Source organism: Streptomyces sp. WZ.A104, assembly GCF_002382885.1.
In the GTDB taxonomy this organism is placed as follows: Bacteria; Actinomycetota; Actinomycetes; order Streptomycetales; family Streptomycetaceae; genus Streptomyces.
On the sequence record NZ_NWVL01000008.1, the window covers coordinates 137,432 to 160,349 of the forward strand.

The following is a 22,918-nucleotide window of genomic DNA, read 5'->3' on the forward strand; positions in this document are numbered from 1 at the left end:
GCTCAAGGGGTGCGGTCAGACGCCCGCGATGGACTGGATCCAGGAGCGGTACGCGGTGACGTTCGTGTACGCGGTCGTGGTCTGCCGGTCGCTGGTGGAGGCCACGCCGACCTGGATGCCGTTCAACGTCATCGGGCCGCCCGAGTCGCCGCCGGCGGTGATGCCGTTGCCGCGGCGGGCGCAGATCGCCGAGCCGCCGTACGCGTCACCGCAGCCGTGGGTCACCGTCACATTGGCGACCTTCAGGTAGCGGGACTGGCAGTTGGCCTCGGAGCCGCACCGGGAGGTGGCGCCCCAGCCCCAGACCTGCACGTTCTGTCCGACGCGGACCGTCCCCGGCTGGCCGAGGCGGGAGTAGGTGGTCTGCACCGAACGGTCCAGCCGGACGAGGGCCAGGTCCGAGCCGTGGGTGTAGGTCTGGACGCCGTTCGCCACCACGCCGCCGCTGTGCTGGTCGAGGCTGCCGATACGGAACGACAGACCGCCGCCGGTGACGCAGTGCCTGGCGGTGAGAATCCAGGTCGGCGCGATGATCGTCGCCGAACAGGTCTCGCGGCCGTTGGAGAACAGACGCGCGGCCCAGGGGGCGTTCTGGGCGTAGCCGCCGCCGATGATCTGGGCGGTCGGGGGCGGGGTGTCCTGGAGCGGCGGGGCGGGTGCGGCCGCCGCGGTAGGTGCGAAGAGGGCGAGAACACAGGCCGCTGCTGCGGCGAGCGCGGGCACTAACCTGGCTATGCGCATGGTTGCCTCGTTTCGCGCGACACGCTGGGTGGGCGTGTCCGTGGGGGATGGTGGGCAACAGGGTGCCGGAGAGCGATGGGCCGGGGTACTAACGTTTGGCCATAACGCCGCGCTATGGAGCGGATGTTGACGGCGCGTCAGGCTGTTGGGCCGTGCTCCGGGGGCGCCATACCCAGGGCGCCGCGTCCGGCCCGAAACCGACGGCGGCCGGGCGGCCGTTCGGCGCGCCGAGGTGGAGGGCGGCGCCGTCCAGGGCGACGGGCCCCCGGGACCGTACGGCGGTGCCTTCGGCGGTACGCAGCTGGATGCGGCCCTCCGCGGACCGGCCCAGCAGGACCGGGCCGCCGGGGGAGGGGGTGGCGGCCACCGGCCCGTAGCCGGCGAAGCGGGGTGCGTTCTCGCTGTTCACCGCGGTGAGACCGGCCTTCGCGGCGGCCCGGTAGTACAGCTCCACGGACCCGTCCGGCGCGGGGAGGGCGGCGGGTGCGTGGGAGGGGGCGGGGGAGCCGGTGAGCGGGGCGCGGGCGGTGAGCTTGTCGCCGGGGGAGTCCTGGGTCCAGTGGTGCACCGCCTCGTGCCCGGCCGCGTACACGTGGACGCGCCCGGTCCGGTCCACCGTCGCGGTCAGCCCGTCCTGCACCTCGCCGCCGCCCAGGTCGCGCCAGGGGCTCCAGCCGCCGGTGACCGCGTCGCGCACCCGGGTGCTGATCCCCTTCTCCGCGTCGCGTACGAAGAGGTGGACCCGGCCGTCCGGGGCGGCCACGGCGACCGGTATGCCGATGCGGCGGCCGTGGTCGCGGCCGCGTGCCGGGTTGCCGAGCCCCCGCCAGGCGCGGAAGGGGCCCTCCGGCGACGCCTGCTCCAGGAGCACGATCTCGCGTTCGTTGCCCGAGCCGTGGCCGCCGAGCGCCGCGAACCGCAGCCCGAACAGCAGCTGCCGCCCGTCCGCCGTGCTCGCCCCGCCCAGCACCGGGGCGAGCGGCCCGCCGCCGAGGTCCCGAGGGCCCTCCAGGACCCCGCTGCCGGGGGCACTCTCGCTCCACCGCACGGCCCGCAGCCCCAGCACCCCGTACACGGTGAGCCGCCCGTCCGGTTCTGCGGCGACAACGGCCCGGGGGCCCGGATAGCGGTGGTGAGTGGAGCGGACCCACCCCTTCCTGTTGGTCAGGGGGCGGTCGCCGCCGACGTTGTAGTCCCCGCAGCCCGACGGATTGCCGCACTCCCAGTCGGGCGCCCCGCCGTACGGCACCAGGTGCGCGGCCTTCCGCTCCAGCACCGCGGGCGGCAGGTTCTTGGGCCAGTGCCGGTTGTAGTACCCCCGGAACGAGGCCACGACGAACCCGGGCACCGGCTCCCCGCGCCCTGTCACCCTCGCCACCCAGCGGATCAGGGCAGCCCAGGCGAAACACCCGGCGGCGGTGTGGTCCGCGTGGTCGGAGTACCCGCGCTGCTCGCTGTCCCGGCGGCGCTCGTACTCGCTGCTGAACTGGAGGTCGGGATCGGGGTCGAGCGTGTGCACGAGGGTGGGCCGGTACCGCTCCAGCAGCCCGACCAGGACGTCGATCAGACCCTCGTACGTGTACGAACCGGCCCGCTCCAGCGGCGAGTCCTCGGCGACGACGGTCCGCAGCTCCAGCAGGCGGTCCTTCCAGAGGCTGGGCAGCCCGAGGCGGCCGCGCCCGGTGTGCATCGCGGTGTTCAGGAAGACCAGCTCGACCCGGCGCGCCCCGTCGGTCAGGACGTTCACCTCGGCCCGGTGGCCGCCGTGCAGGGACAGCACGGACTTCCGCCAGGGTGTGAACCGGTCGAGCCCGAGCAGCTCGGCGTACGCCTGCCGCAGGCCCTGGTGCCGGGCGGAGGAGTACGCGGCCCGGTCGGGGGCCGGGCGCGGGGCCCCGGGGATCTTGTTGAGGCCGTCGGCCTCGCCCGCCGTGAGGTACACGCAGACCACCGGGGTCCCGGCGTCGAGGGCCTCACGGGTGTCCGGGTTCATGAAGTAGAGGTCGTCGTCGGGGTGGGCGAGGAGCTGCATGACCAGGGCCCGCCGGGCACTCGCTATGGGCAGGCCGGGCGCCGGGTCGGGTGCGGGGTTCCGGCGGCGGGGAGCCGGCAGGGAACACCCGGCGAGCGCGGCGGTCGCGGTCGCGGTGAGGAGGAGCGTGCGCCGGGCGACCGGTATTCGGGGCAGGGCAGGTCGATCCGTCACGCGCGTACTCCGTCCGCTTCCCCCGCAGCGGGCGGGATGACTGCCCTGTCCTGCGTCTGTCGTCTGTGCGAGGGGTCAGACGGAGATCGGCGCGGCGGGGTTGTGCGCGGGCGCGCGGGAGTGACGTGGATCGCCCTGCTGCCGGACGCCGCCCTCCCGCAGCCGCCCTCAGGCGGTGGGCGCGGTCGACCGCGTACCCCTGCTGCTTCGCAGCAGGGCGGCGCCGAGCGGGGTGAGGGTGTGCAGGACGGAGGAGGCGTGGCGGTGGCTGACGATCAGGCCGTTGTCCCGGAGCGTGGTGGCGTGCTGGCTGGCGGACGACGCGGAGACGCCGGCGAAACGGGCCAGCTCGCCGGTGGTGGCGCCGTTGGCGGCGGCGCGCAGGACGGCGGCCCGGGTGCGCCCGAGCAACGTCGCCAGGGACGCGCCGGAGCCGAGGTCCCCGGGGAGCGTGGAGTGGTGGGGCTCGTGGCTGAGCGAGTAGAACAGCACCGGTTCGAGCGTCGGCTCGGCGAGGCTCACCGGGTTGCCCCAGGAGAAGTACGACGGGACGAGGAGGAGACCGCGGCCGTCCAGACGCAGGTCGCGGTCCTCGGGGTAGGCGGCGTGCAGGACGGGGCGCTGCCAGCGCAGGCAGGGCCCCAGCCCCCGGAGCGCCCCCTCGGCCCCGTGGTCGAGCACGGCGCGGGCGCGGGCGGACCGCTCCGCCTCGATCCGGGCCAGGGCGTGCTCGCCGTGCGGCGCGATGACGGTGTCGTAGTAGGTCCGCATCGCCCCGACCAGCTCCTTGCGCATACCCGGCTCGGCCAGCCGGGGCGCCCACGCGGGGGCTCCGCTGGTGCGGCGGAGGATGTCCACTTCGTCCAGGACCCGGCTCGGCGGGGCGGCCAGGATGGCTTCCAGCCCGCTGTCGAGCCCTTCGGCGGCCTCGCGCGGGGTCAGGAAGTCGGGGAAGTAGGCGGCCCGGGGGACCAGGGGCAGCAGGAAGGTGCGCAGGGTGCGGGTGAAGTGCTGGGCCTGGAGCCGGTCACGGGCCGTGCGGTACCAGTCGGCGTAGGCCCAGCGGCCGTGGCGGCTCTGGAACCGGTGCAGGCTCGCGCAGATCTCCCACAGCGGGTCGGGCCCGGCGGCCACGCGGGTCCTGGCCAGGTCGGCGTCGGTGAAGTGGATGCGGAGCATGTGTTCCCCCCCATTGCCTGGGCCTCGCCGGTTCAGTACGGCAAGCCTTGCCTTGCCATGCTGGCGGCGGGGCGGTGGGCGGGGCAAAGCGGCGCGAGGGGGGCCGGGCTTCTTTTCGGGGAGCGGGGGATTCGGGGAACGCGTCCGCCCGGCCCGCGGAGTGCTGCGGGCCGGGCGGACAGGTGGTGCTGCGGGTCGGGTCAGAGCAGGCAGCTGCCGGGGCAGTACCCGGCCATCCGCTTGAAGGCCTCCTGGGTCTTCGGCCCGGCCACTCCGTCGATGCCGTCGTTGTACTGGTAGTACTTCTTGAGGAAGCGCTGGAGGGCCTTCACCGTGCCCTCGCCGACGATCCCGTCGATCCCGCTGGTGTAGCCGTGCTTCTTCTTGAGGAAGCGCTGCATCGCCTTCCAGCTGTTGGGGCCGAGCTGCCCGTCGATGCTGTCCCCGTAGCCCCAGCGGGCCTTCAGCGCGCGCTGCACGTTCTGGGCCTGTGTCTTGCTCAGGCCCAGGTTGACCACCGCGAGCGCCCCCACATCGGCGCTCGCCGCCGACGGGGCCTTCTGTACGGGAGCGGCGAAGGCGGTGCCCGCGCCGGCCAGGCTTCCGGCGGCGATCCCGACGGCTGCGGTGAGGCTGACCAGCGTCCTCGCCAAGGTCTTCTGTCGCATGCGTCCCCCAAGGGTTCCGGTGCGGCCGGGCTCGTGTTCCCGGGCCGCCTCGGTCCTGAGCATCGCGAAGCCGGGGAGGCACCGGCCAGGGTTTTCGGCGCCGTCCGAAAAGCCCAGGACACCAGGGGGGAGGCTTATGTTCCGCATAGTGGCCGGGGCGGGGGACCCGCCGGATGCGCGCCTGCGTTTGAGTACGCGCTCGCTCGGGGTAGGATTCCCGACTCGATTGGCCAGGCCCGCGCCCCGTATGGCACACTGACCAGGTTGCTCGGTTGAGTGTCAATGCTGCGCGCCTCCCGCCGGGAGGACCGGAAGCGAGTCCCACAGTACTCGTCGGCCCTGTACGGGCCGGACGTACGGGAATCTTCCGGGAAGCAAAGCAGGGCGCCGGCCAGGCACCCGGTGGGTGTTCCGCCCCCGGTTCCGCGGTCTCAGGCCCGCACCCCCTTGGTTGGGATCTCCTTCGGGAGATTTTCGTAGAGGGGATGCGACACGCCCGACCGCGTGGGTCGGAGGGGGAGTCCAGAGAGCCCCTGGGTTCCAGAGCGTTACGAGAGACAGGACTACTAGTAGCCATGGCGGGACAGAAGATCCGCATCCGGCTCAAGGCCTACGACCACGAGGTCATCGACTCCTCGGCGAAGAAGATCGTCGAGACGGTGACCCGCACTGGTGCGTCGGTCGCGGGCCCGGTGCCGCTGCCCACTGAGAAGAACGTGTACTGCGTCATCAAGTCGCCGCACAAGTACAAGGACTCGCGCGAGCACTTCGAGATGCGCACGCACAAGCGCCTCATCGACATCCTCGACCCCACGCCGAAGACGGTTGACTCGCTGATGCGTCTCGACCTGCCGGCGGGCGTCGACATCGAGATCAAGCTCTGAGGTGACGCGCGAGATGGCTAAGAACATTAAGGGCGTCCTGGGCGAGAAGCTCGGCATGACCCAGGTCTGGGACGAGAACAACCGGGTTGTCCCGGTGACCGTCGTCAAGGCCGGGCCCTGCGTCGTCACCCAGGTCCGCACCAACGACAACGACGGCTACGAAGCGGTCCAGATCGCCTTCGGCGAGATCGACCCGCGCAAGGTGAACAAGCCCCTCAAGGGTCACTTCGCCAAGGCCGACGTCACCCCGCGCCGCCACCTGGTGGAGCTCCGCACCCCTGACGCCAGCGAGTACACGCTGGGCCAGGAGGTCACTGCCGAGGTGTTCGAGTCCGGCGTCAAGGTTGACGTCACGGGCAAGAGCAAGGGCAAGGGCTTCGCCGGTGTCATGAAGCGTCACAACTTCAAGGGCCTCGGCGCCGGGCACGGCACCCAGCGCAAGCACCGTTCCCCCGGTTCCATCGGTGGCTGCGCCACCCCTGGGCGTGTCTTCAAGGGCATGCGCATGGCGGGCCGCATGGGTAACGAGCGCGTCACCACCCAGAACCTGACCATCCACGCGGTTGACGCGGAGAAGGGTCTGCTCCTCATCAAGGGCGCGGTCCCCGGTCCGAACGGCGGCCTCGTCCTGGTCCGTACCGCGGCCAAGGGGGCTTGAGGTAATGAGCACCATTGACATCCTTTCGCCGGCAGGCGACAAGGCCGGTACCGTCGACCTCCCCGCGGAGATCTTCGACGCGAAGACCAGCGTTCCGCTGATCCACCAGGTCGTTGTCGCTCAGCTGGCGGCTGCCCGTCAGGGCACGCACAAGACCAAGCGCCGCGGCGAAGTCCGCGGTGGTGGCAAGAAGCCTTACCGCCAGAAGGGCACCGGCCGCGCCCGTCAGGGTTCGACCCGCGCCCCGCAGTTCGCCGGTGGTGGCGTCGTCCACGGCCCGCAGCCGCGTGACTACTCGCAGCGGACCCCGAAGAAGATGAAGGCCGCCGCCCTGCGCGGTGCCCTCTCCGACCGGGCCCGTCACTCCCGTATCCACGTCGTCACCGGCGTGGTCGAGGGTGCCGCCTCCACGAAGGCCGCCAAGACGCTGTTCGGCAAGATCTCGGAGCGCCAGAACCTGCTCCTGGTCGTCGACCGCGCCGACGAGGCCGCGTGGCTGTCCGCGCGCAACCTGCCCCAGGTGCACATCCTGGAGCCGGGCCAGCTCAACACGTACGACGTGATCGTCTCTGACGACGTGGTCTTCACCCAGGCCGCCTTCGAGTCCTTCGTGTCTGGCCCCCAGACCGCTGAGACCGAAGGGAGCGACGCCTGATGAGCGAGGCGACCGTTACCAGCAAGACGTACTCGGACCCGCGTGACGTTCTCGTCAAGCCCGTGGTCTCCGAGAAGAGCTACGCGCTGCTCGACGAGAACAAGTACACGTTCATCGTCGCGCCCGGCTCCAACAAGACCCAGATCAAGCAGGCCGTGGAAGCGGTCTTCTCGGTCAAGGTCACCGGGGTCAACACGATCAACCGGCAGGGTAAGCGCAAGCGCACCAAGACCGGCTTCGGCAAGCGCGCCGACACGAAGCGCGCCATCGTGACCCTCGCCGAGGGCGACCGTATCGACATCTTCGGCGGCCCGACCTCCTAGTGAGGTCGAGTCGTCCGGAATCGGACGAGGACTGAGAAATGGGTATCCGCAAGTACAAGCCGACGACCCCGGGCCGTCGTGGCTCCAGCGTCGCCGACTTTGTCGAGATCACGCGGTCCACGCCGGAGAAGTCGCTGGTCCGCCCCCTGCACAGCAAGGGCGGCCGTAACAACGCCGGTCGTGTGACCGTTCGCCACCAGGGCGGTGGCCACAAGCGCGCCTACCGAGTGATCGACTTCCGTCGTCACGACAAGGACGGCGTGCCGGCCAAGGTCGCGCACATCGAGTACGACCCGAACCGCACCGCGCGTATCGCGCTGCTGCACTACGCGGACGGCGAGAAGCGTTACATCGTCGCTCCCCGTGGCCTGTCGCAGGGTGACCGTGTCGAGAACGGTCCGACCGCCGACATCAAGCCCGGCAACAACCTGGCGCTGCGCAACATCCCGGTCGGTACGACCATCCACGCCATCGAGCTGCGGCCCGGCGGCGGCGCGAAGTTCGCCCGTTCCGCGGGTGCCTCCGTGCAGCTGCTGGCGAAGGAGGGCACCATGGCCCACCTTCGTATGCCGTCGGGTGAGATCCGTCTGGTCGACGCGCGCTGCCGCGCGACGATCGGCGAGGTCGGCAACGCCGAGCAGTCGAACATCAACTGGGGCAAGGCCGGCCGCATGCGCTGGAAGGGCGTTCGCCCGACCGTCCGCGGTGTCGCGATGAACCCGGTTGACCACCCGCACGGTGGTGGTGAAGGCAAGACCTCCGGTGGTCGCCACCCGGTCTCGCCGTGGGGTCAGAAGGAGGGTCGTACTCGTTCTCCCAAGAAGGCGAGCAACAAGTACATCGTCCGCCGCCGCAAGACGAACAAGAAGCGCTAGGAGCGGGTTTAGATGCCGCGCAGTCTCAAGAAGGGGCCCTTCGTCGACGGCCACCTCATCAAGAAGGTGGACGTACAGAACGAGGCAGGCACCAAGAACGTCATCAAGACCTGGTCCCGTCGCTCGATGATCGTCCCGGCCATGCTGGGTCACACCATCGCGGTGCACAACGGCAAGATCCACGTCCCGGTGTTCGTCACCGAGTCGATGGTCGGCCACAAGCTCGGCGAGTTCTCGCCGACTCGCACCTTCCGCGGCCACGTCAAGGACGACCGGAAGTCGAAGCGCCGCTAGCGCGGGGTGGAAACGACTATGACTTACACCGAAGGGACAACCATGGAAGCCAGGGCCCAGGCGCGGTACATCCGCGTCACGCCCATGAAGGCCCGCCGCGTGGTGGACCTCATCCGTGGCATGGATGCCACGGAGGCTCAGGCGGTCCTGCGTTTCGCCCCGCAGGCCGCGAGCGTGCCGGTTGGCAAGGTGCTGGACAGCGCCATTGCCAACGCTGCACACAACTACGACCACACCGACGCCTCTTCGCTGGTCATCAGCGAGGCGTACGTGGACGAGGGTCCGACCCTGAAGCGGTTCCGTCCGCGTGCTCAGGGCCGGGCCTACCGGATCCGTAAGCGGACCAGCCACATCACCGTGGTCGTCAGCAGCAAGGAAGGAACCCGGTAATGGGCCAGAAGGTAAACCCGCACGGGTTCCGGCTCGGCATCACCACGGACTTCAAGTCCCGCTGGTACGCCGACAAGCTGTACAAGGACTACGTCAAGGAAGACGTCGCCATTCGTCGCATGATGACGAAGGGCATGGAGCGGGCCGGCATCTCGAAGGTCGAGATCGAGCGCACCCGCGACCGCGTCCGCGTTGACATCCACACCGCCCGCCCGGGCATCGTCATCGGTCGCCGTGGCGCCGAGGCCGATCGCATCCGCGGCGAGCTGGAGAAGCTGACTGGCAAGCAGGTCCAGCTGAACATCCTTGAGGTCAAGAACCCCGAGGTGGACGCTCAGCTGGTGGCCCAGGCCGTCGCCGAGCAGCTCTCCTCCCGCGTCTCCTTCCGTCGTGCCATGCGTAAGAGCATGCAGAGCTCGATGAAGGCCGGCGCCAAGGGCATCAAGATCCAGTGCGGCGGTCGCCTCGGCGGCGCCGAGATGTCCCGCTCGGAGTTCTACCGCGAGGGCCGTGTGCCCCTGCACACGCTCCGCGCGAACGTCGACTACGGCTTCTTCGAGGCCAAGACGACCTTCGGCCGCATCGGCGTGAAGGTCTGGATCTACAAGGGCGACGTCAAGAACATCGCCGAGGTTCGCGCCGAGAACGCCGCGGCCCGCGCCGGCAACCGTCCGGCTCGTGGCGGCGCTGACCGCCCGGCCGGCCGCGGTGGCCGTGGTGGCGAGCGTGGCGGTCGCGGCCGTAAGCCGCAGCAGTCGGCTCCGGCAGCCGAGGCCCCCAAGGCCGACGCTACCGCCGCTGCTCCGGCTGCTGAGAGCACCGGAACGGAGGCCTGACCGAAATGCTGATCCCCCGTAGGGTCAAGCACCGCAAGCAGCACCACCCGAAGCGCAGCGGTATGTCCAAGGGTGGCACGCAGGTTGCGTTCGGCGAGTACGGCATCCAGGCGCTGACCCCGGCGTACGTGACGAACCGTCAGATCGAGTCCGCTCGTATCGCGATGACCCGTCACATCAAGCGTGGCGGCAAGGTCTGGATCAACATCTACCCGGACCGTCCCCTGACGAAGAAGCCTGCCGAGACCCGCATGGGTTCCGGTAAGGGTTCTCCCGAGTGGTGGATCGCGAACGTCAAGCCGGGTCGGGTGATGTTCGAGCTGTCCTACCCGAACGAGAAGATTGCTCGTGAGGCGCTTACCCGCGCTGCTCACAAGCTTCCGATGAAGTGCCGGATCGTTCGGCGCGAGGCAGGTGAGTCGTGATGTCGGCCGGTACCAAGGCGTCCGAGCTGCGCGAGCTGGGCGACGAGGAGCTCCTCAACAAGCTCCGCGAAGCCAAGGAAGAGCTGTTCAACCTCCGCTTCCAGGCGGCGACGGGCCAGCTCGAGAACCACGGCCGGCTCAAGTCCGTCCGTAAGGACATCGCCCGGATCTACACCCTGATGCGCGAGCGCGAGCTGGGCATCGAGACGGTGGAGAGCGCCTGATGAGCGAGAAGACTGTGACTGAGACCAGCAAGATCGACCGCGGTTTCCGCAAGACCCGTGAGGGTCTGGTCGTCAGCGACAAGATGGACAAGACCGTCGTCGTCGCCGTCGAGGACCGTGTGAAGCACGCGCTGTACGGCAAGGTCATCCGCCGTACGAACAAGCTCAAGGCCCACGACGAGCAGAACTCCGCCGGCGTCGGCGACCGTGTCCTCATCATGGAGACGCGTCCGCTGTCCGCCTCGAAGCGCTGGCGCATCGTCGAGATCCTCGAGAAGGCCAAGTAATTCCTGAGGGGTTTCCCTCAGGTCAGTTCCGCCAGGCTCGGTGAGGTGCCTCTCCGGTAACGGAGAGGCACCCGCCGGGAACCGGCAGACGATCAGGAGATAGACGTGATCCAGCAGGAGTCGCGACTGCGCGTCGCCGACAACACGGGTGCGAAGGAAATTCTCACCATTCGTGTTCTCGGTGGCTCGGGTCGCCGCTACGCGGGTATCGGTGACGTCATCGTCGCCACCGTCAAGGACGCGATCCCCGGTGGCAACGTGAAGAAGGGTGACGTCGTCAAGGCCGTCATCGTTCGCACCGTCAAGGAGCGTCGTCGTCAGGATGGCTCGTACATCCGCTTCGACGAGAACGCCGCCGTCATTCTGAAGAACGACGGCGACCCCCGCGGCACCCGCATCTTCGGCCCCGTGGGCCGAGAGCTGCGCGAGAAGAAGTTCATGAAGATCATCTCGCTCGCGCCGGAGGTGCTGTAAGCATGAAGATCAAGAAGGGCGACCTGGTTCAGGTCATCACCGGTAAGGACAAGGGCAAGCAGGGCAAGGTCATCGTGGCCTACCCCGCTCAGGACCGCGTCCTCGTCGAGGGTGTCAACCGGGTCAAGAAGCACACCAAGGCCGGTCAGACGGCTCGCGGTTCGCAGACGGGTGGCATCGTCACCACCGAGGCCCCCATTCACGTCAGCAACGTGCAGCTGGTCGTGGAGAAGGACGGCAACAAGGTTGTCACCCGCGTCGGCTACCGCTTTGACGACGAGGGCAACAAGATCCGCGTTGCCAAGCGGACCGGTGAGGACATCTGATGACTGCCACCACTGCGCCGCGTCTCAAGACGCGCTACCGCGAGGAAATCGCCGGCAAGCTGCGTGAGGAGTTCTCGTACGAGAACGTCATGCAGGTTCCCGGTCTGGTCAAGATCGTGGTCAACATGGGTGTGGGCGACGCCGCCCGCGACTCCAAGCTGATCGACGGGGCCGTCCGCGACCTCACCACGATCACCGGTCAGAAGCCGGCCGTCACCAAGGCCCGCAAGTCCATCGCGCAGTTCAAGCTGCGCGAGGGCCAGCCGATCGGCTGCCACGTCACCCTCCGCGGTGACCGGATGTGGGAGTTCCTGGACCGTACGCTGTCGCTCGCGCTGCCGCGTATCCGTGACTTCCGTGGTCTGTCGCCGAAGCAGTTCGACGGCCGTGGCAACTACACCTTCGGTCTCACGGAGCAGGTCATGTTCCACGAGATCGACCAGGACAAGATCGACCGGGTCCGGGGCATGGACATCACCGTGGTCACCACGGCGACCAACGACGACGAGGGTCGTGCCCTCCTTCGTCACCTCGGCTTCCCGTTCAAGGAGAACTGACCGTGGCGAAGAAGGCTCTGATCGCTAAGGCCGCCCGTAAGCCGAAGTTCGGCGTTCGCGGGTACACCCGCTGCCAGCGCTGCGGCCGGCCCCACTCCGTCTACCGCAAGTTCGGCCTCTGCCGCGTGTGCCTTCGTGAGATGGCTCACCGTGGCGAGCTGCCGGGCGTGACCAAGAGCTCCTGGTAACTCTCCTTCGCCCCCTGGGCGTTGGAAGTACCCGGAGACTCTCGGTAAGCATCTGGTCGGCAGGAGCCCCGCCTTTCATGCCGTAGGCTTGAAGGGTTGGGCGCCTGCCGCCCAAGACCGACTTACTACGCCGTAGGTCCCCGCACCGCACCCGTCCCGCCACTGAGTGGGGAGAGGGATGGTGCATACAGGAAACCCCGGCGAGAGAGGCCGAAGGCCAATTCATGACCATGACTGATCCCATCGCAGACATGCTCACGCGTCTGCGTAACGCGAACTCGGCGTACCACGACTCCGTCGTGATGCCGCACAGCAAGATCAAGTCGCACATCGCGGAGATCCTCCAGCAGGAGGGCTTCATCACCGGCTGGAAGGTCGAGGACGCCGAGGTCGGCAAGAACCTCGTCCTTGAGCTGAAGTTCGGCCCGAACCGCGAGCGCTCGATCGCCGGCATCAAGCGGATCTCGAAGCCGGGTCTGCGTGTTTACGCGAAGTCCACCAACCTGCCTAAGGTCCTCGGCGGCCTGGGCGTGGCGATCATCTCCACGTCCCACGGTCTCCTGACCGGCCAGCAGGCAGGCAAGAAGGGCGTAGGTGGGGAAGTCCTCGCCTACGTCTGGTAGTCGGGAAAGGAAGGAAAGCTCATGTCGCGAATCGGCAAGCTCCCCATCCAGGTTCCCGCCGGTGTGGACGTCACCATCGATGGCCGTACGGTCGCGGTGAAGGGCCCCAAGGGTTCCCTCACGCACACCGTCGCCGCGCCGATCGAGGTCTCCAAGGGCGAGGACGGCGTTCTCAACGTCACCCGCCCGAACGACGAGCGTCAGAACAAGGCCCTCCACGGCCTGTCCCGCACGCTGGTGGCGAACATGATCACCGGCGTGACCACGGGTTACACCAAGGCGCTCGAGATCAGCGGTGTCGGTTACCGCGTCCAGGCGAAGGGCTCCAACCTGGAGTTCGCCCTGGGCTACAGCCACCCGATCCTCATCGAGGCTCCGGAAGGCATCACCTTCAAGGTCGAGTCGCCCACGAAGCTCAGCGTCGAGGGCATCGACAAGCAGAAGGTCGGCGAGGTAGCCGCCAACATCCGCAAGCTGCGGAAGCCCGACCCGTACAAGGCCAAGGGCGTCAAGTACGCGGGCGAGGTCATCCGCCGCAAGGTCGGAAAGGCTGGTAAGTAGCCATGGCATACGGTGTGAAGATCGCCAAGGGCGACGCTTACAAGCGTGCCGCTCTCAAGCGGCGGCACATCCGCGTCCGCAAGCACATCTCCGGTTCGCCGGAGCGTCCCCGCTTGGTCGTGACGCGTTCCAACCGCCACATCGTGGCCCAGGTCATCGACGACATCGCGGGCCACACGCTCGCGTCGGCGTCGACCCTGGACACCTCGATCCGTGGTGGCGAGGGCGACAAGAGCGCCCAGGCCAAGCAGGTCGGCGCCCTGGTCGCCGAGCGTGCCAAGGCTGCAGGCGTCGAGGCCGTCGTGTTTGACCGCGGTGGTAACCAGTACGCCGGGCGGATTGCCGCTCTGGCTGACGCCGCCCGTGAAGCCGGGCTGAAGTTCTAAGCCCCGGTTCCTACGCACAGCGGACGTAACAGAGAGAGGTAAATCCAATGGCTGGACCCCAGCGCCGCGGAAGCGGTGCCGGTGGCGGCGAGCGGCGGGACCGGAAGGGCCGTGACGGTGGCGCCAGCGCCGCCGAGAAGACCGCGTACGTCGAGCGCGTCGTCGCGATCAACCGCGTCGCCAAGGTTGTGAAGGGTGGTCGTCGCTTCAGCTTCACCGCGCTGGTCGTGGTGGGCGATGGTGACGGCACCGTCGGTGTCGGATACGGCAAGGCCAAGGAAGTTCCCGCGGCCATCGCCAAGGGTGTCGAAGAGGCCAAGAAGAACTTCTTCAAGGTCCCCCGCATCCAGGGCACCATCCCTCACCCGATCCAGGGCGAGAAGGCTGCGGGCGTCGTCCTGCTGAAGCCTGCTTCCCCCGGTACCGGTGTTATCGCCGGTGGCCCGGTGCGCGCCGTTCTGGAGTGCGCCGGCGTTCACGACATCCTGTCGAAGTCGCTCGGCTCCGACAACGCGATCAACATCGTGCACGCGACCGTGGCGGCCCTCAAGGGCCTGCAGCGTCCCGAGGAGATCGCGGCTCGCCGTGGTCTGCCCCTTGAGGACGTCGCCCCCGCGGCTCTGCTGCGTGCACGTGCGGGAGCGGGTGCGTAATGGCTCGCCTCAAGATCACGCAGACGAAGTCGTACATCGGCAGCAAGCAGAACCACCGCGACACCCTGCGTTCGCTCGGGCTCAAGCGCCTGAACGACTCGGTTGTCAAGGAGGACCGCCCCGAGTTCCGCGGAATGGTGCACACCGTCCGCCACCTCGTGACGGTTGAGGAGGTTGACTGACATGGCGGAGAACAGCCCGCTGAAGGCCCACAACCTCCGGCCTGCCCCGGGCGCCAAGACCGCCAAGACCCGTGTGGGTCGTGGTGAGGCGTCCAAGGGTAAGACCGCAGGCCGTGGTACCAAGGGTACGAAGGCCCGTTACCAGGTTCCGGAGCGCTTCGAGGGTGGCCAGATGCCCCTCCACATGCGTCTCCCGAAGCTCAAGGGCTTCAAGAACCCGTTCCGCACGGAGTACCAGGTCGTGAACCTGGACAAGCTCGCGACGCTCTACCCCGAGGGTGGAGAGGTCACGGTGGCCGACCTGGTCGCCAAGGGCGCTGTGCGCAACAACCACCTCGTCAAGGTCCTCGGACAGGGCGAGATCTCCGTGGCACTGCAGGTTTCGGTTGACGCCGTCTCCGGCTCCGCCAAGGAGAAGATCACCGCCGCCGGCGGTACGGTCACCGAGCTCGTCTGAGCCGCGGGACAGAACTGAGCCTGGTCGGCTGCCTCTTCGGAGGCGGTCGGCCAGGCTTTTCCGCATGCCCGGGCCTTTCGTGCCGCTGTACGGGAACCGTAAAGCCTCGGGAAAGGTTGAACGGGTGTTGCCTGTACCGGTGGTGGGGGAGCCCGATGACGCTGACGTCCCAATTGATATGGCTTCGCCGCTCTTTCCCGGCGTGGCGCGGGTGATGGGCGCTGCACCGAGGGGCAGCGCGTGTTTCCTGCTCAGCGCTGGGCCGGGTAGGGTGGCGCCGTTAATCTTTTGTGGCCTCCTTACGATGTAGGGCTGCCTTGTATCCGATCCCGTCCAGTCCCATCCAGACCCGTCGCCTCTGACGCATAGCGCGGGGGTCGCAGGAGGCACCGTGTTCACCGCGTTCGCCCGAGCGTTCAAGACGCCCGACCTGCGCAAGAAGCTGCTCTTCACGCTCGGCATCATCGTGATCTACCGGCTCGGGGCACACATCCCGTCTCCCGGGGTCGACTACGCGAAGGTGCAGCAATGCATCGACCAGGCCGACTCGGGTGGCCTCCTCGGTCTGATGCAGATGTTCAGCGGTGGCGCCCTGTTGCAGATCACCATCTTCGCGCTCGGCATCATGCCGTACATCACGGCCAGCATCATTCTCCAGCTGCTGACCGTCGTGATCCCGCGCCTGGAAGCCCTCAAGAAGGAGGGGCAGTCCGGCACGGCCAAGATCACGCAGTACACGCGTTATCTGACGGTGGCTCTGGCCATCCTCCAGGGCACCGGCCTCGTCGCCACCGCCCGGAGCGGGGCGCTGTTCCAGAACTGCTCCGTGGCCAACCAGATCGTCGCGGACAAGTCGGTCTTCACCACGATCATCATGGTCCTGACGATGACCGCCGGAACGGCCGCCGTGATGTGGCTCGGCGAGCTCATCACCGACCGCGGCATCGGCAACGGCATGTCGATCCTGATGTTCATCTCGATCGCCGCCACGTTCCCCGGCGCCCTGTGGGCCATCAAGGAGAGCGGCAAGCTGGCCGACGGCTGGATCGAGTTCGGCACCGTCATCCTCATCGGCTTCGTGATGGTCGGCCTCGTCGTCTTCGTCGAGCAGGCCCAGCGCCGCATCCCGGTGCAGTACGCGAAGCGCATGATCGGGCGCCGGTCCTACGGCGGTACGTCCACGTACATCCCGCTGAAGGTGAACCAGGCGGGTGTGATTCCCGTCATCTTCGCCTCGTCGCTGCTCTACATCCCGGCGCTGATCGTCCAGTTCTCCAACTCCCAGGCGGGCTGGGCGACCTGGATCCAGGACAACTTCGTGACGGGTGACCACCCGTATTACATCGCGACGTACTTCGTACTCATCGTGTTCTTCGCCTTCTTCTACGTGGCCATCTCGTTCAACCCCGACGAGGTCGCCGACAACATGAAGAAGTATGGTGGCTTCATCCCGGGTATCCGGGCAGGTCGACCTACTGCCGAGTATCTGAGCTACGTGCTCAACAGGATCACTTGGCCGGGCTCGCTGTACCTGGGCCTGATCGCTCTGGTGCCGACGATGGCGTTGGCAGGCTTCGGCGGTGCGAACCAGAACTTCCCGTTCGGCGGGACGAGCATCCTCATCATCGTGGGTGTGGGTCTGGAAACCGTGAAGCAGATCGAGAGTCAGCTCCAGCAGCGCAATTACGAAGGGTTCCTCCGCTGATGCGAATCGTCCTCGTCGGGCCTCCGGGTGCCGGCAAGGGAACGCAGGCTGCGTACCTTGCCGAGAACCTGTCGATTCCGCACATCTCCACGGGCGACCTCTTCCGCGCCAACATCAGCCAGGGCACCGACCTTGGCAAGCAGGCCCGTGCCTACATGGACGCGGGCCAGCTGGTGCCGGACGAGGTCACCATCGGGATGGCCAAGGACCGCATGTCCCAGCCGGACGCCGTGAACGGCTTCCTGCTGGACGGCTTCCCGCGGAACGTGGGTCAGGCCGAAGCCCTTGACGTGATGCTCAAGGACGAGGGCGTGAAGCTCGACGCGGTCCTCGACCTGGAGGTCCCCGAGGATGAGGTCGTGAAGCGGATCGCGGGTCGCCGCATCTGCCGCAACGACAGCGCGCACGTCTTCCACGCGACGTACAACAAGCCGAAGACCGAGGGTGTCTGTGACACCTGCGGCGGCGAGCTGTACCAGCGGGACGACGACAGCGAGGAGACGGTCCGGACCCGGCTGGAGGTCTACCACTCGCAGACCGAGCCGATCATCGACTACTACCGGGCCCAGGGTCTGGTGGTGACCATCTCCGCGCTCGGCAAGGTCAGCGAGGTGACCGCCCGCGCGATGGAGGCGCTGAACAAGCCCTCCGAGGGCTGAGAGCCCCCGTACCACCCGCTGTGCAAGCCGGCCGCGGCGCCTCAGGGCGCCGCGGCCGACTGCTTGCGCCCGTATCGTTGAATACGCCGCAGCCCCAGCCGTACCCGTCACCGTCGATGCAGAGAGGCGCCGAGCAATGGTGCAGATCAAGACCCCCGAGCAGATCGCGAAGATGCGCGAGGCGGGCCTGGTGGTCGCTGCCATTCACGCCGCCACCCGTGAGGCGGCCGTTCCCGGGGCCACCACCAAGGACCTGGACCAGGTGGCCCGCAAGGTGATCGCCGACCACGGAGCGAAGTCGAACTTCCTCGGGTACGGCGGGTTCCCCGCGACCATCTGCACCTCGGTCAACGAGGTCGTCGTCCATGGCATCCCGGACGAGAAGACGGTCCTCAAGGACGGCGACATCATCTCGATCGACGCCGGGGCCATCGTGGACGGCTGGCACGGCGATGCCGCGTACACCGCCTTCGTGGGCACCGGTCACGCTCCGGAGCTGGTCGAGCTCTCCCGGGTGACCGAGGAGTCGATGTGGGCCGGGATCGCCGCGATGAAGGCGAACAACCGCCTCGTCGACATCTCCAGGGCGATCGAGACCTACATCCGCCGCCAGCCCCGCCCGGCGACCGGGAAGTACGGGATCATCGAGGACTTCGGCGGCCACGGCATCGGCACCGAGATGCACATGGACCCGCACCTGCTGAACTACGTCTCCCGCAAGCGCGGCAAGGGCATCAAGCTGGTCCCGGGCGTCTGCCTGGCGATCGAGCCCATGGTCTCGCTCGGCACGGCGCAGACGGAGACCCTGGGCGACGACTGGACGGTCATCACGACGGACGGCACCTGGTCCTCGCACTGGGAGCACTCCATCGCGCTGACCGAGCAGGGGCCGCTGGTCCTGACCGCCCCGGACTGCGGCCGGGCGAAGCTCGCGGAGTACGGAATCGAGGCGGCTCCGGACCCCCTGGGCTGATGTGACCCCTGCGGGAGGTCTAAGGATCATTCCAGCTGGGCAAACTTGACGGATTCGTCTTTTGGAGTCCGCTGACGTAGACTGACTCGTCGGCTCTGGTGCATCCGTGTGTCCGCAGGTAGGGCAAGGGATCGCGAGAGTCGATCAAGGTAGCCGATTCGAAAGGCGAAGCGTGGCCAAGAAGCAAGGTGCCATCGAGATTGAGGGCACCGTGATCGAGTCCCTCCCGAACGCAATGTTCAAGGTGGAGCTCCAGAACGGTCACAAGGTCCTGGCGCACATCAGCGGCAAGATGCGGATGCACTACATCCGTATTCTCCCGGATGACCGGGTCGTGGTGGAGCTCTCTCCGTACGACCTGACGCGTGGCCGGATCGTCTACCGCTACAAGTAGATCTTGCCGGCACCCCGTTTCGGCGGGTGATGGCACTGACCCGGAGAACCTGACATCCCATGAAGGTCAAGCCGAGCGTCAAGAAGATCTGCGACAAGTGCAAGGTGATCCGCCGTCACGGTCGGGTCATGGTCATCTGCGACAACCTGCGCCACAAGCAGCGCCAGGGCTGACGCACGACCGCCTGCATCTCGCAGTTCTTCGCGCGACGCACGTAATTCGTACATACGCAGAGCCCGTCCAAGCCACGGCTGACGACACCTCCGGCGGGGGCCGGGGACCCGGACGTACCACTGCTCCACGGGAGCGGTCGGCGGTCGGGAGTGGCACTGCGGAAGACCCCCGATCTAACAACTGGAGCCATTGAATGGCACGCGTTTCAGGTGTTGACATCCCGCGCGAAAAGCGCGTGGAGGTTGCCCTCACCTACGTCTTCGGTATCGGGCGCACCCGGTCCAAGGAGATCCTCGCCAGCACCGGCGTGAACCCGGACGCCCGCGTCCGCGACCTTGCCGAGGAAGACCTCGTCAAGATCCGCGAGTACGTGGACGCCAACCTCCGCACCGAGGGTGACCTCCGCCGCGAGGTCCAGGGCGACATCCGCCGCAAGATCGAGATCGGCTGCTACCAGGGCATTCGTCACCGCCGTGGTCTGCCGGTCCACGGTCAGCGCACCAGCACGAACGCGCGTACCCGCAAGGGCCCGCGTCGCGCCATCGCCGGTAAGAAGAAGCCGGGCAAGAAGTAGTCCTCAGCGGACGCACTGCGCAATCCGGTTCGCCGGACCACCGCAGCAACCAGCGGTCTTCGCTGTAGGACCGATCACCTCCCCTCTCCATCTGGAGTCAAGACATGCCCCCCAAGGGTCGTCAGGGCGCAGCCAAGAAGGTGCGTCGCAAGGAAAAGAAGAACGTCGCTCACGGCCACGCGCACATCAAGAGCACGTTCAACAACACCATCGTCTCGATCACGGACCCCTCGGGCAACGTGATCTCCTGGGCCTCCGCCGGCCACGTCGGCTTCAAGGGCTCGCGCAAGTCCACCCCCTTCGCCGCGCAGATGGCCGCCGAGTCGGCCGCCCGCCGCGCGCAGGAGCACGGCATGCGCAAGGTCGACGTCTTCGTCAAGGGTCCCGGCTCCGGCCGTGAGACCGCGATCCGCTCGCTCCAGGCCACCGGCCTGGAGGTCGGTTCGATCCAGGACGTCACCCCGACGCCGCACAACGGCTGCCGTCCGCCGAAGCGTCGCCGCGTCTGATCCGCGACGGCCGGTGACGGCCGTGCGTCAGTAGCGCCGGGTCCGGGCGGTGCGCCTCATATGGGGCGCACCGCCCGTACCCTTGTTACATCTGTCGGGCATCAAATAGTGGGTGCCCACGACTGAAGGATCACCACATGCTTATCGCTCAGCGTCCGTCGCTGACCGAAGAGGTCGTCGACGAGTTCCGCTCCCGGTTCGTGATCGAGCCGCTGGAGCCGGGCTTCGGTTACACCCTCGGCAACTCCCTCCGCCGTACGCTCCTCTCCTCGATCCCCGGTGCCGCTGTCACCAGCATCCGGATCGACGGTGTCCTGCACGAGTTCACCACCGTGCCGGGCGTCAAGGAGGACGTCACCGACCTCATCCTCAACATCAAGCAGCTGGTCGTCTCCTCGGAGCACGACGAGCCGGTCGTGATGTACCTGCGCAAGCAGGGCCCGGGTCTGGTCACCGCCGCCGACATCGCGCCCCCGGCCGGTGTCGAGGTGCACAACCCCGACCTCGTTCTCGCCACGCTCAACGGCAAGGGCAAGCTGGAGATGGAGCTGACCGTCGAGCGCGGTCGCGGCTACGTCTCCGCCGTCCAGAACAAGCAGGTCGGCCAGGAGATCGGCCGGATTCCGGTCGACTCCATCTACTCGCCGGTGCTCAAGGTCACGTACAAGGTCGAGGCGACCCGTGTCGAGCAGCGCACCGACTTCGACAAGCTGATCGTCGACGTCGAGACCAAGCAGGCCATGCGTCCCCGTGACGCCATGGCGTCGGCCGGTAAGACCCTGGTCGAGCTGTTCGGTCTGGCGCGCGAGCTCAACATCGACGCCGAGGGCATCGACATGGGCCCGTCCCCGACGGACGCCGCGCTCGCCGCCGATCTGGCTCTGCCGATCGAGGAGCTGGAGCTCACGGTCCGTTCGTACAACTGCCTCAAGCGCGAGGGCATCCACTCCGTGGGTGAGCTCGTGGCCCGTTCCGAGGCGGACCTGCTCGACATCCGCAACTTCGGTGCGAAGTCGATCGACGAGGTCAAGGCGAAGCTGGCCGGTATGGGCCTCGCGCTGAAGGACTCGCCTCCCGGCTTCGACCCGACCGCCGCCGCCGACGCCTTCGGCGCCGACGACGACGCGGACGCCGGTTTCGTGGAGACCGAGCAGTACTGATCGCCTCCCGGCTGGAGGCGCCCGGTTCTGAGGGTGCCTCCGGGCCGGGGCTGAGGCTTTGTCCTCAATCGCCGGACGGGCTCGGTTTCGGCTGATGTCCGGCGAAAGCCGGGTGGGCTTGAAACATCGAGCCCGGTCGGCGCGTACGACTTCCGGGAGGCGTCCGCCTCACGGGAACTGACACCGGTACCTGATACGGCCGGTGCAGCACACAAGGAGAATCACCATGCCGCGTCCCGCAAAGGGTGCCCGTCTGGGCGGCAGCGCCGCGCACGAGCGTCTGCTCCTCGCCAACCTGGCGAAGTCGCTGTTCGAGCACGGCCGCATCACGACGACCGAGGCCAAGGCCCGCCGCCTGCGTCCGGTCGCCGAGCGCCTCGTCACCAAGGCGAAGAAGGGCGACATCCACAACCGTCGCCTGGTGCTCCAGACGATCACGGACAAGAGCGTCGTCCACACGCTCTTCACCGAGATCGCTCCCCGGTACGAGAACCGCCCCGGTGGTTACACCCGTATCACCAAGATCGGCAACCGTCGTGGCGACAACGCCCCGATGGCGGTCATCGAGCTGGTCGAGGCGCTGACCGTGGCCCAGCAGGCCACCGGTGAGGCCGAGGCCGCCACGAAGCGCGCGGTCAAGGAAGACGCCCTCAAGAAGGACGAGGCCCCCGCGGCCGAGGCCGAGGCCGTCGAGAAGGCCGACGACGCGGAGTCGAAGGACGCCTGAGCGTCCTAGCGACCACTGGACGGGCCCGCATCACCCTTCGGGGCGGTGCGGGCCCGTTCTGCTGACCAGGGGAGTTGAGAGGATGACGCGGTGAGTGACGAGGCGGAGCCCGGTTTCGTACGGGTGCGGCTGGACCTGTCCTACGACGGCAAGGACTTCTCCGGCTGGGCGAAGCAGACCGGTCGGCGCACGGTGCAGGGGGAGATCGAGGACGCGCTGCGGACCGTGACCCGGTCGGCCGTGACGTATGACCTGACAGTGGCGGGCCGCACCGACGCCGGGGTCCACGCGCGCGGCCAGGTGGCCCACGTGGACCTGCCGGAGGAGGTGTGGGCCGAGCACGAGGAGAAGCTGCTGCGACGGCTGGCGGGGCGGCTGCCCCGGGATGTACGGATCTGGCGGGCGGCCCCGGCCCCGGCGGGGTTCAACGCCCGCTTCTCCGCGCTCTGGCGGCGTTACGCCTACCGGGTCGGCGACCGGCCCGGCGGGGTCGATCCGCTGGTCCGGGGCCATGTGCTGTGGCACGAGCGGCCGTTGGACGTGGACGCGATGAACGAGGCGGCCACGCCGATGGTCGGGGAGCACGACTTCGCGGCGTACTGCAAGAAGCGCGAGGGTGCGACCACTATCCGTACGCTCCAGAAGTTCAGCTGGGTACGGGAGGAGGCTTCCGGGGTCCTGACCGCGACCGTGCAGGCGGACGCGTTCTGCCACAACATGGTGCGGGCGCTGATCGGGGCGGCGCTGTTCGTGGGCGACGGGCGGCGTCCGGCCGACTGGCCCGCCGAGGTGCTCGCGGCGAAGGTGCGCGACCCCGGGGTGCACGTGGTGCGGCCGCACGGGCTGACGCTGGAGGAAGTGGCTTACCCGGCGGACGATTTGCTGGCGGCCCGGGCCGAAGAGGCGCGGAACGTGCGGACGTTGCCGGGGGCGGGGTGCTGCTGAGCGGCTGCTGCGCGGTGAACTCCCGGGCCCGCGCCCGGGAGTCGGC

Annotated in this window: 35 protein-coding genes; 31 read left to right on the forward strand and 4 right to left on the reverse strand. The window is 68.1% G+C overall.

Annotated features, from left to right (window positions below; translation table 11 throughout):
• Positions 1-15: 15 nt before the first annotated feature.
• From CIB93_RS06695 to CIB93_RS06710, 4 genes are all read right to left on the reverse strand, one after another.
• Positions 16-741 (reverse strand): trypsin-like serine protease, encoded by a 726-nt coding sequence (locus CIB93_RS06695; RefSeq protein WP_096625044.1) that lies wholly within the window; start codon positions 739-741, stop codon positions 16-18.
• Positions 742-853: 112 nt separating this feature from the next.
• Positions 854-2,773: a PIG-L family deacetylase gene (locus tag CIB93_RS06700; protein ID WP_257002065.1), complete on the reverse strand. Its 1,920-nt coding sequence runs from the start codon at positions 2,771-2,773 to the stop codon at positions 854-856.
• Positions 2,774-3,115: 342 nt separating this feature from the next.
• Positions 3,116-4,126, reverse strand: a complete 1,011-nt coding sequence (locus tag CIB93_RS06705; protein ID WP_096625046.1) for a helix-turn-helix transcriptional regulator — start codon at positions 4,124-4,126, stop codon at positions 3,116-3,118.
• 200 nt (positions 4,127-4,326) lie between these two features.
• Complete coding sequence (locus CIB93_RS06710) at positions 4,327-4,794, reverse strand: peptidoglycan-binding domain-containing protein (RefSeq protein WP_096625048.1); 468 nt, start codon at positions 4,792-4,794, stop codon at positions 4,327-4,329.
• Between the two features lie 575 nt (positions 4,795-5,369).
• Here CIB93_RS06710 and rpsJ point away from each other — a divergent pair.
• The 31 genes from rpsJ (at position 5,370) to truA (ending at position 22,872) form a co-directional block, all read left to right on the forward strand.
• A complete protein-coding gene (gene rpsJ, locus CIB93_RS06715; protein ID WP_003948644.1) occupies positions 5,370-5,678 on the forward strand; it encodes a 30S ribosomal protein S10 in 309 nt (102 codons plus the stop codon).
• A gap of 13 nt (positions 5,679-5,691) precedes the next feature.
• A complete protein-coding gene (gene rplC / locus CIB93_RS06720) occupies positions 5,692-6,336 on the forward strand; it encodes a 50S ribosomal protein L3 (protein WP_096625050.1) in 645 nt (214 codons plus the stop codon).
• Positions 6,337-6,340: 4 nt separating this feature from the next.
• Positions 6,341-6,991: a 50S ribosomal protein L4 gene (gene rplD / locus CIB93_RS06725; protein ID WP_096625052.1), complete on the forward strand. Its 651-nt coding sequence runs from the start codon at positions 6,341-6,343 to the stop codon at positions 6,989-6,991.
• Positions 6,991-7,314 carry a 50S ribosomal protein L23 gene (rplW, locus tag CIB93_RS06730; protein WP_014154589.1) on the forward strand — a complete coding sequence of 108 codons (324 nt, stop codon included), beginning with the start codon at positions 6,991-6,993 and terminating at the stop codon, positions 7,312-7,314. Before rplD ends, rplW begins: the two co-directional genes overlap by 1 nt.
• Before the next feature lie 38 nt (positions 7,315-7,352).
• The gene (rplB, locus tag CIB93_RS06735; protein WP_003966957.1) at positions 7,353-8,189 is read left to right on the forward strand and encodes a 50S ribosomal protein L2; all 837 of its coding nucleotides are present in this window, start codon (positions 7,353-7,355) and stop codon (positions 8,187-8,189) included.
• A 12-nt stretch (positions 8,190-8,201) separates the two neighbouring features.
• Complete coding sequence (gene rpsS / locus CIB93_RS06740) at positions 8,202-8,483, forward strand: 30S ribosomal protein S19 (protein WP_003966956.1); 282 nt, start codon at positions 8,202-8,204, stop codon at positions 8,481-8,483.
• 42 nt (positions 8,484-8,525) lie between these two features.
• On the forward strand, positions 8,526-8,873 hold the full coding sequence (gene rplV / locus CIB93_RS06745; protein WP_004571827.1) for a 50S ribosomal protein L22: 348 nt from the start codon (positions 8,526-8,528) through the stop codon (positions 8,871-8,873).
• On the forward strand, positions 8,873-9,709 hold the full coding sequence (rpsC, locus tag CIB93_RS06750) for a 30S ribosomal protein S3 (RefSeq protein WP_096625054.1): 837 nt from the start codon (positions 8,873-8,875) through the stop codon (positions 9,707-9,709). The genes rplV and rpsC overlap by 1 nt, the downstream gene beginning before the upstream one ends.
• A 5-nt stretch (positions 9,710-9,714) precedes the next feature.
• Positions 9,715-10,134 (forward strand): 50S ribosomal protein L16, encoded by a 420-nt coding sequence (rplP, locus tag CIB93_RS06755; protein ID WP_003966953.1) that lies wholly within the window; start codon positions 9,715-9,717, stop codon positions 10,132-10,134.
• On the forward strand, positions 10,134-10,358 hold the full coding sequence (gene rpmC, locus CIB93_RS06760; RefSeq protein WP_003966952.1) for a 50S ribosomal protein L29: 225 nt from the start codon (positions 10,134-10,136) through the stop codon (positions 10,356-10,358). The genes rplP and rpmC overlap by 1 nt, the downstream gene beginning before the upstream one ends.
• Entirely contained in the window at positions 10,358-10,645 is a 288-nt protein-coding gene (gene rpsQ, locus CIB93_RS06765; RefSeq protein ID WP_096625056.1) for a 30S ribosomal protein S17, read from the forward strand. Before rpmC ends, rpsQ begins: the two co-directional genes overlap by 1 nt.
• A gap of 105 nt (positions 10,646-10,750) precedes the next feature.
• Complete coding sequence (gene rplN / locus CIB93_RS06770) at positions 10,751-11,119, forward strand: 50S ribosomal protein L14 (protein WP_003966950.1); 369 nt, start codon at positions 10,751-10,753, stop codon at positions 11,117-11,119.
• A 2-nt stretch (positions 11,120-11,121) separates the two neighbouring features.
• The gene (gene rplX / locus CIB93_RS06775; RefSeq protein WP_003966949.1) at positions 11,122-11,445 is read left to right on the forward strand and encodes a 50S ribosomal protein L24; all 324 of its coding nucleotides are present in this window, start codon (positions 11,122-11,124) and stop codon (positions 11,443-11,445) included.
• Positions 11,445-12,002, forward strand: coding sequence for a 50S ribosomal protein L5 (gene rplE, locus CIB93_RS06780; RefSeq protein WP_006126888.1), 558 nt, complete (start codon positions 11,445-11,447; stop codon positions 12,000-12,002). The genes rplX and rplE overlap by 1 nt, the downstream gene beginning before the upstream one ends.
• Positions 12,003-12,004: 2 nt before the next feature.
• On the forward strand, positions 12,005-12,190 hold the full coding sequence (locus CIB93_RS06785) for a type Z 30S ribosomal protein S14 (RefSeq protein ID WP_003948630.1): 186 nt from the start codon (positions 12,005-12,007) through the stop codon (positions 12,188-12,190).
• 224 nt (positions 12,191-12,414) lie between these two features.
• Positions 12,415-12,813 (forward strand): 30S ribosomal protein S8, encoded by a 399-nt coding sequence (gene rpsH, locus CIB93_RS06795; RefSeq protein WP_003966947.1) that lies wholly within the window; start codon positions 12,415-12,417, stop codon positions 12,811-12,813.
• Positions 12,814-12,834: 21 nt separating this feature from the next.
• Entirely contained in the window at positions 12,835-13,374 is a 540-nt protein-coding gene (rplF, locus tag CIB93_RS06800; protein WP_096625058.1) for a 50S ribosomal protein L6, read from the forward strand.
• 2 nt (positions 13,375-13,376) lie between these two features.
• Positions 13,377-13,760: a 50S ribosomal protein L18 gene (rplR, locus tag CIB93_RS06805; protein WP_014047792.1), complete on the forward strand. Its 384-nt coding sequence runs from the start codon at positions 13,377-13,379 to the stop codon at positions 13,758-13,760.
• A 47-nt stretch (positions 13,761-13,807) separates the two neighbouring features.
• Entirely contained in the window at positions 13,808-14,413 is a 606-nt protein-coding gene (gene rpsE / locus CIB93_RS06810) for a 30S ribosomal protein S5 (protein WP_096625060.1), read from the forward strand.
• Entirely contained in the window at positions 14,413-14,595 is a 183-nt protein-coding gene (gene rpmD, locus CIB93_RS06815) for a 50S ribosomal protein L30 (protein ID WP_003966943.1), read from the forward strand. The genes rpsE and rpmD overlap by 1 nt, the downstream gene beginning before the upstream one ends.
• A 1-nt stretch (position 14,596) precedes the next feature.
• On the forward strand, positions 14,597-15,052 hold the full coding sequence (gene rplO / locus CIB93_RS06820; RefSeq protein WP_003966942.1) for a 50S ribosomal protein L15: 456 nt from the start codon (positions 14,597-14,599) through the stop codon (positions 15,050-15,052).
• Positions 15,053-15,443: 391 nt separating this feature from the next.
• Positions 15,444-16,757, forward strand: a complete 1,314-nt coding sequence (secY, locus tag CIB93_RS06825; RefSeq protein ID WP_096625062.1) for a preprotein translocase subunit SecY — start codon at positions 15,444-15,446, stop codon at positions 16,755-16,757.
• On the forward strand, positions 16,757-17,416 hold the full coding sequence (locus tag CIB93_RS06830) for an adenylate kinase (protein ID WP_096625064.1): 660 nt from the start codon (positions 16,757-16,759) through the stop codon (positions 17,414-17,416). Before secY ends, CIB93_RS06830 begins: the two co-directional genes overlap by 1 nt.
• Before the next feature lie 136 nt (positions 17,417-17,552).
• Entirely contained in the window at positions 17,553-18,389 is an 837-nt protein-coding gene (gene map, locus CIB93_RS06835; RefSeq protein WP_096625066.1) for a type I methionyl aminopeptidase, read from the forward strand.
• 172 nt (positions 18,390-18,561) lie between these two features.
• Positions 18,562-18,783, forward strand: coding sequence for a translation initiation factor IF-1 (gene infA, locus CIB93_RS06840; RefSeq protein ID WP_003956442.1), 222 nt, complete (start codon positions 18,562-18,564; stop codon positions 18,781-18,783).
• Between the two features lie 59 nt (positions 18,784-18,842).
• On the forward strand, positions 18,843-18,956 hold the full coding sequence (rpmJ, locus tag CIB93_RS06845; RefSeq protein WP_003956441.1) for a 50S ribosomal protein L36: 114 nt from the start codon (positions 18,843-18,845) through the stop codon (positions 18,954-18,956).
• A gap of 194 nt (positions 18,957-19,150) precedes the next feature.
• Entirely contained in the window at positions 19,151-19,531 is a 381-nt protein-coding gene (gene rpsM, locus CIB93_RS06850) for a 30S ribosomal protein S13 (RefSeq protein ID WP_007446719.1), read from the forward strand.
• Between the two features lie 104 nt (positions 19,532-19,635).
• Positions 19,636-20,040 (forward strand): 30S ribosomal protein S11, encoded by a 405-nt coding sequence (gene rpsK, locus CIB93_RS06855; protein WP_003956432.1) that lies wholly within the window; start codon positions 19,636-19,638, stop codon positions 20,038-20,040.
• A 137-nt stretch (positions 20,041-20,177) separates the two neighbouring features.
• Complete coding sequence (locus CIB93_RS06860) at positions 20,178-21,200, forward strand: DNA-directed RNA polymerase subunit alpha (RefSeq protein WP_003966937.1); 1,023 nt, start codon at positions 20,178-20,180, stop codon at positions 21,198-21,200.
• A 226-nt stretch (positions 21,201-21,426) separates the two neighbouring features.
• A complete protein-coding gene (gene rplQ / locus CIB93_RS06865; protein ID WP_096625068.1) occupies positions 21,427-21,927 on the forward strand; it encodes a 50S ribosomal protein L17 in 501 nt (166 codons plus the stop codon).
• Positions 21,928-22,017: 90 nt separating this feature from the next.
• Entirely contained in the window at positions 22,018-22,872 is an 855-nt protein-coding gene (truA, locus tag CIB93_RS06870; RefSeq protein ID WP_096625070.1) for a tRNA pseudouridine(38-40) synthase TruA, read from the forward strand.
• Positions 22,873-22,918: the final 46 nt, after the last annotated feature.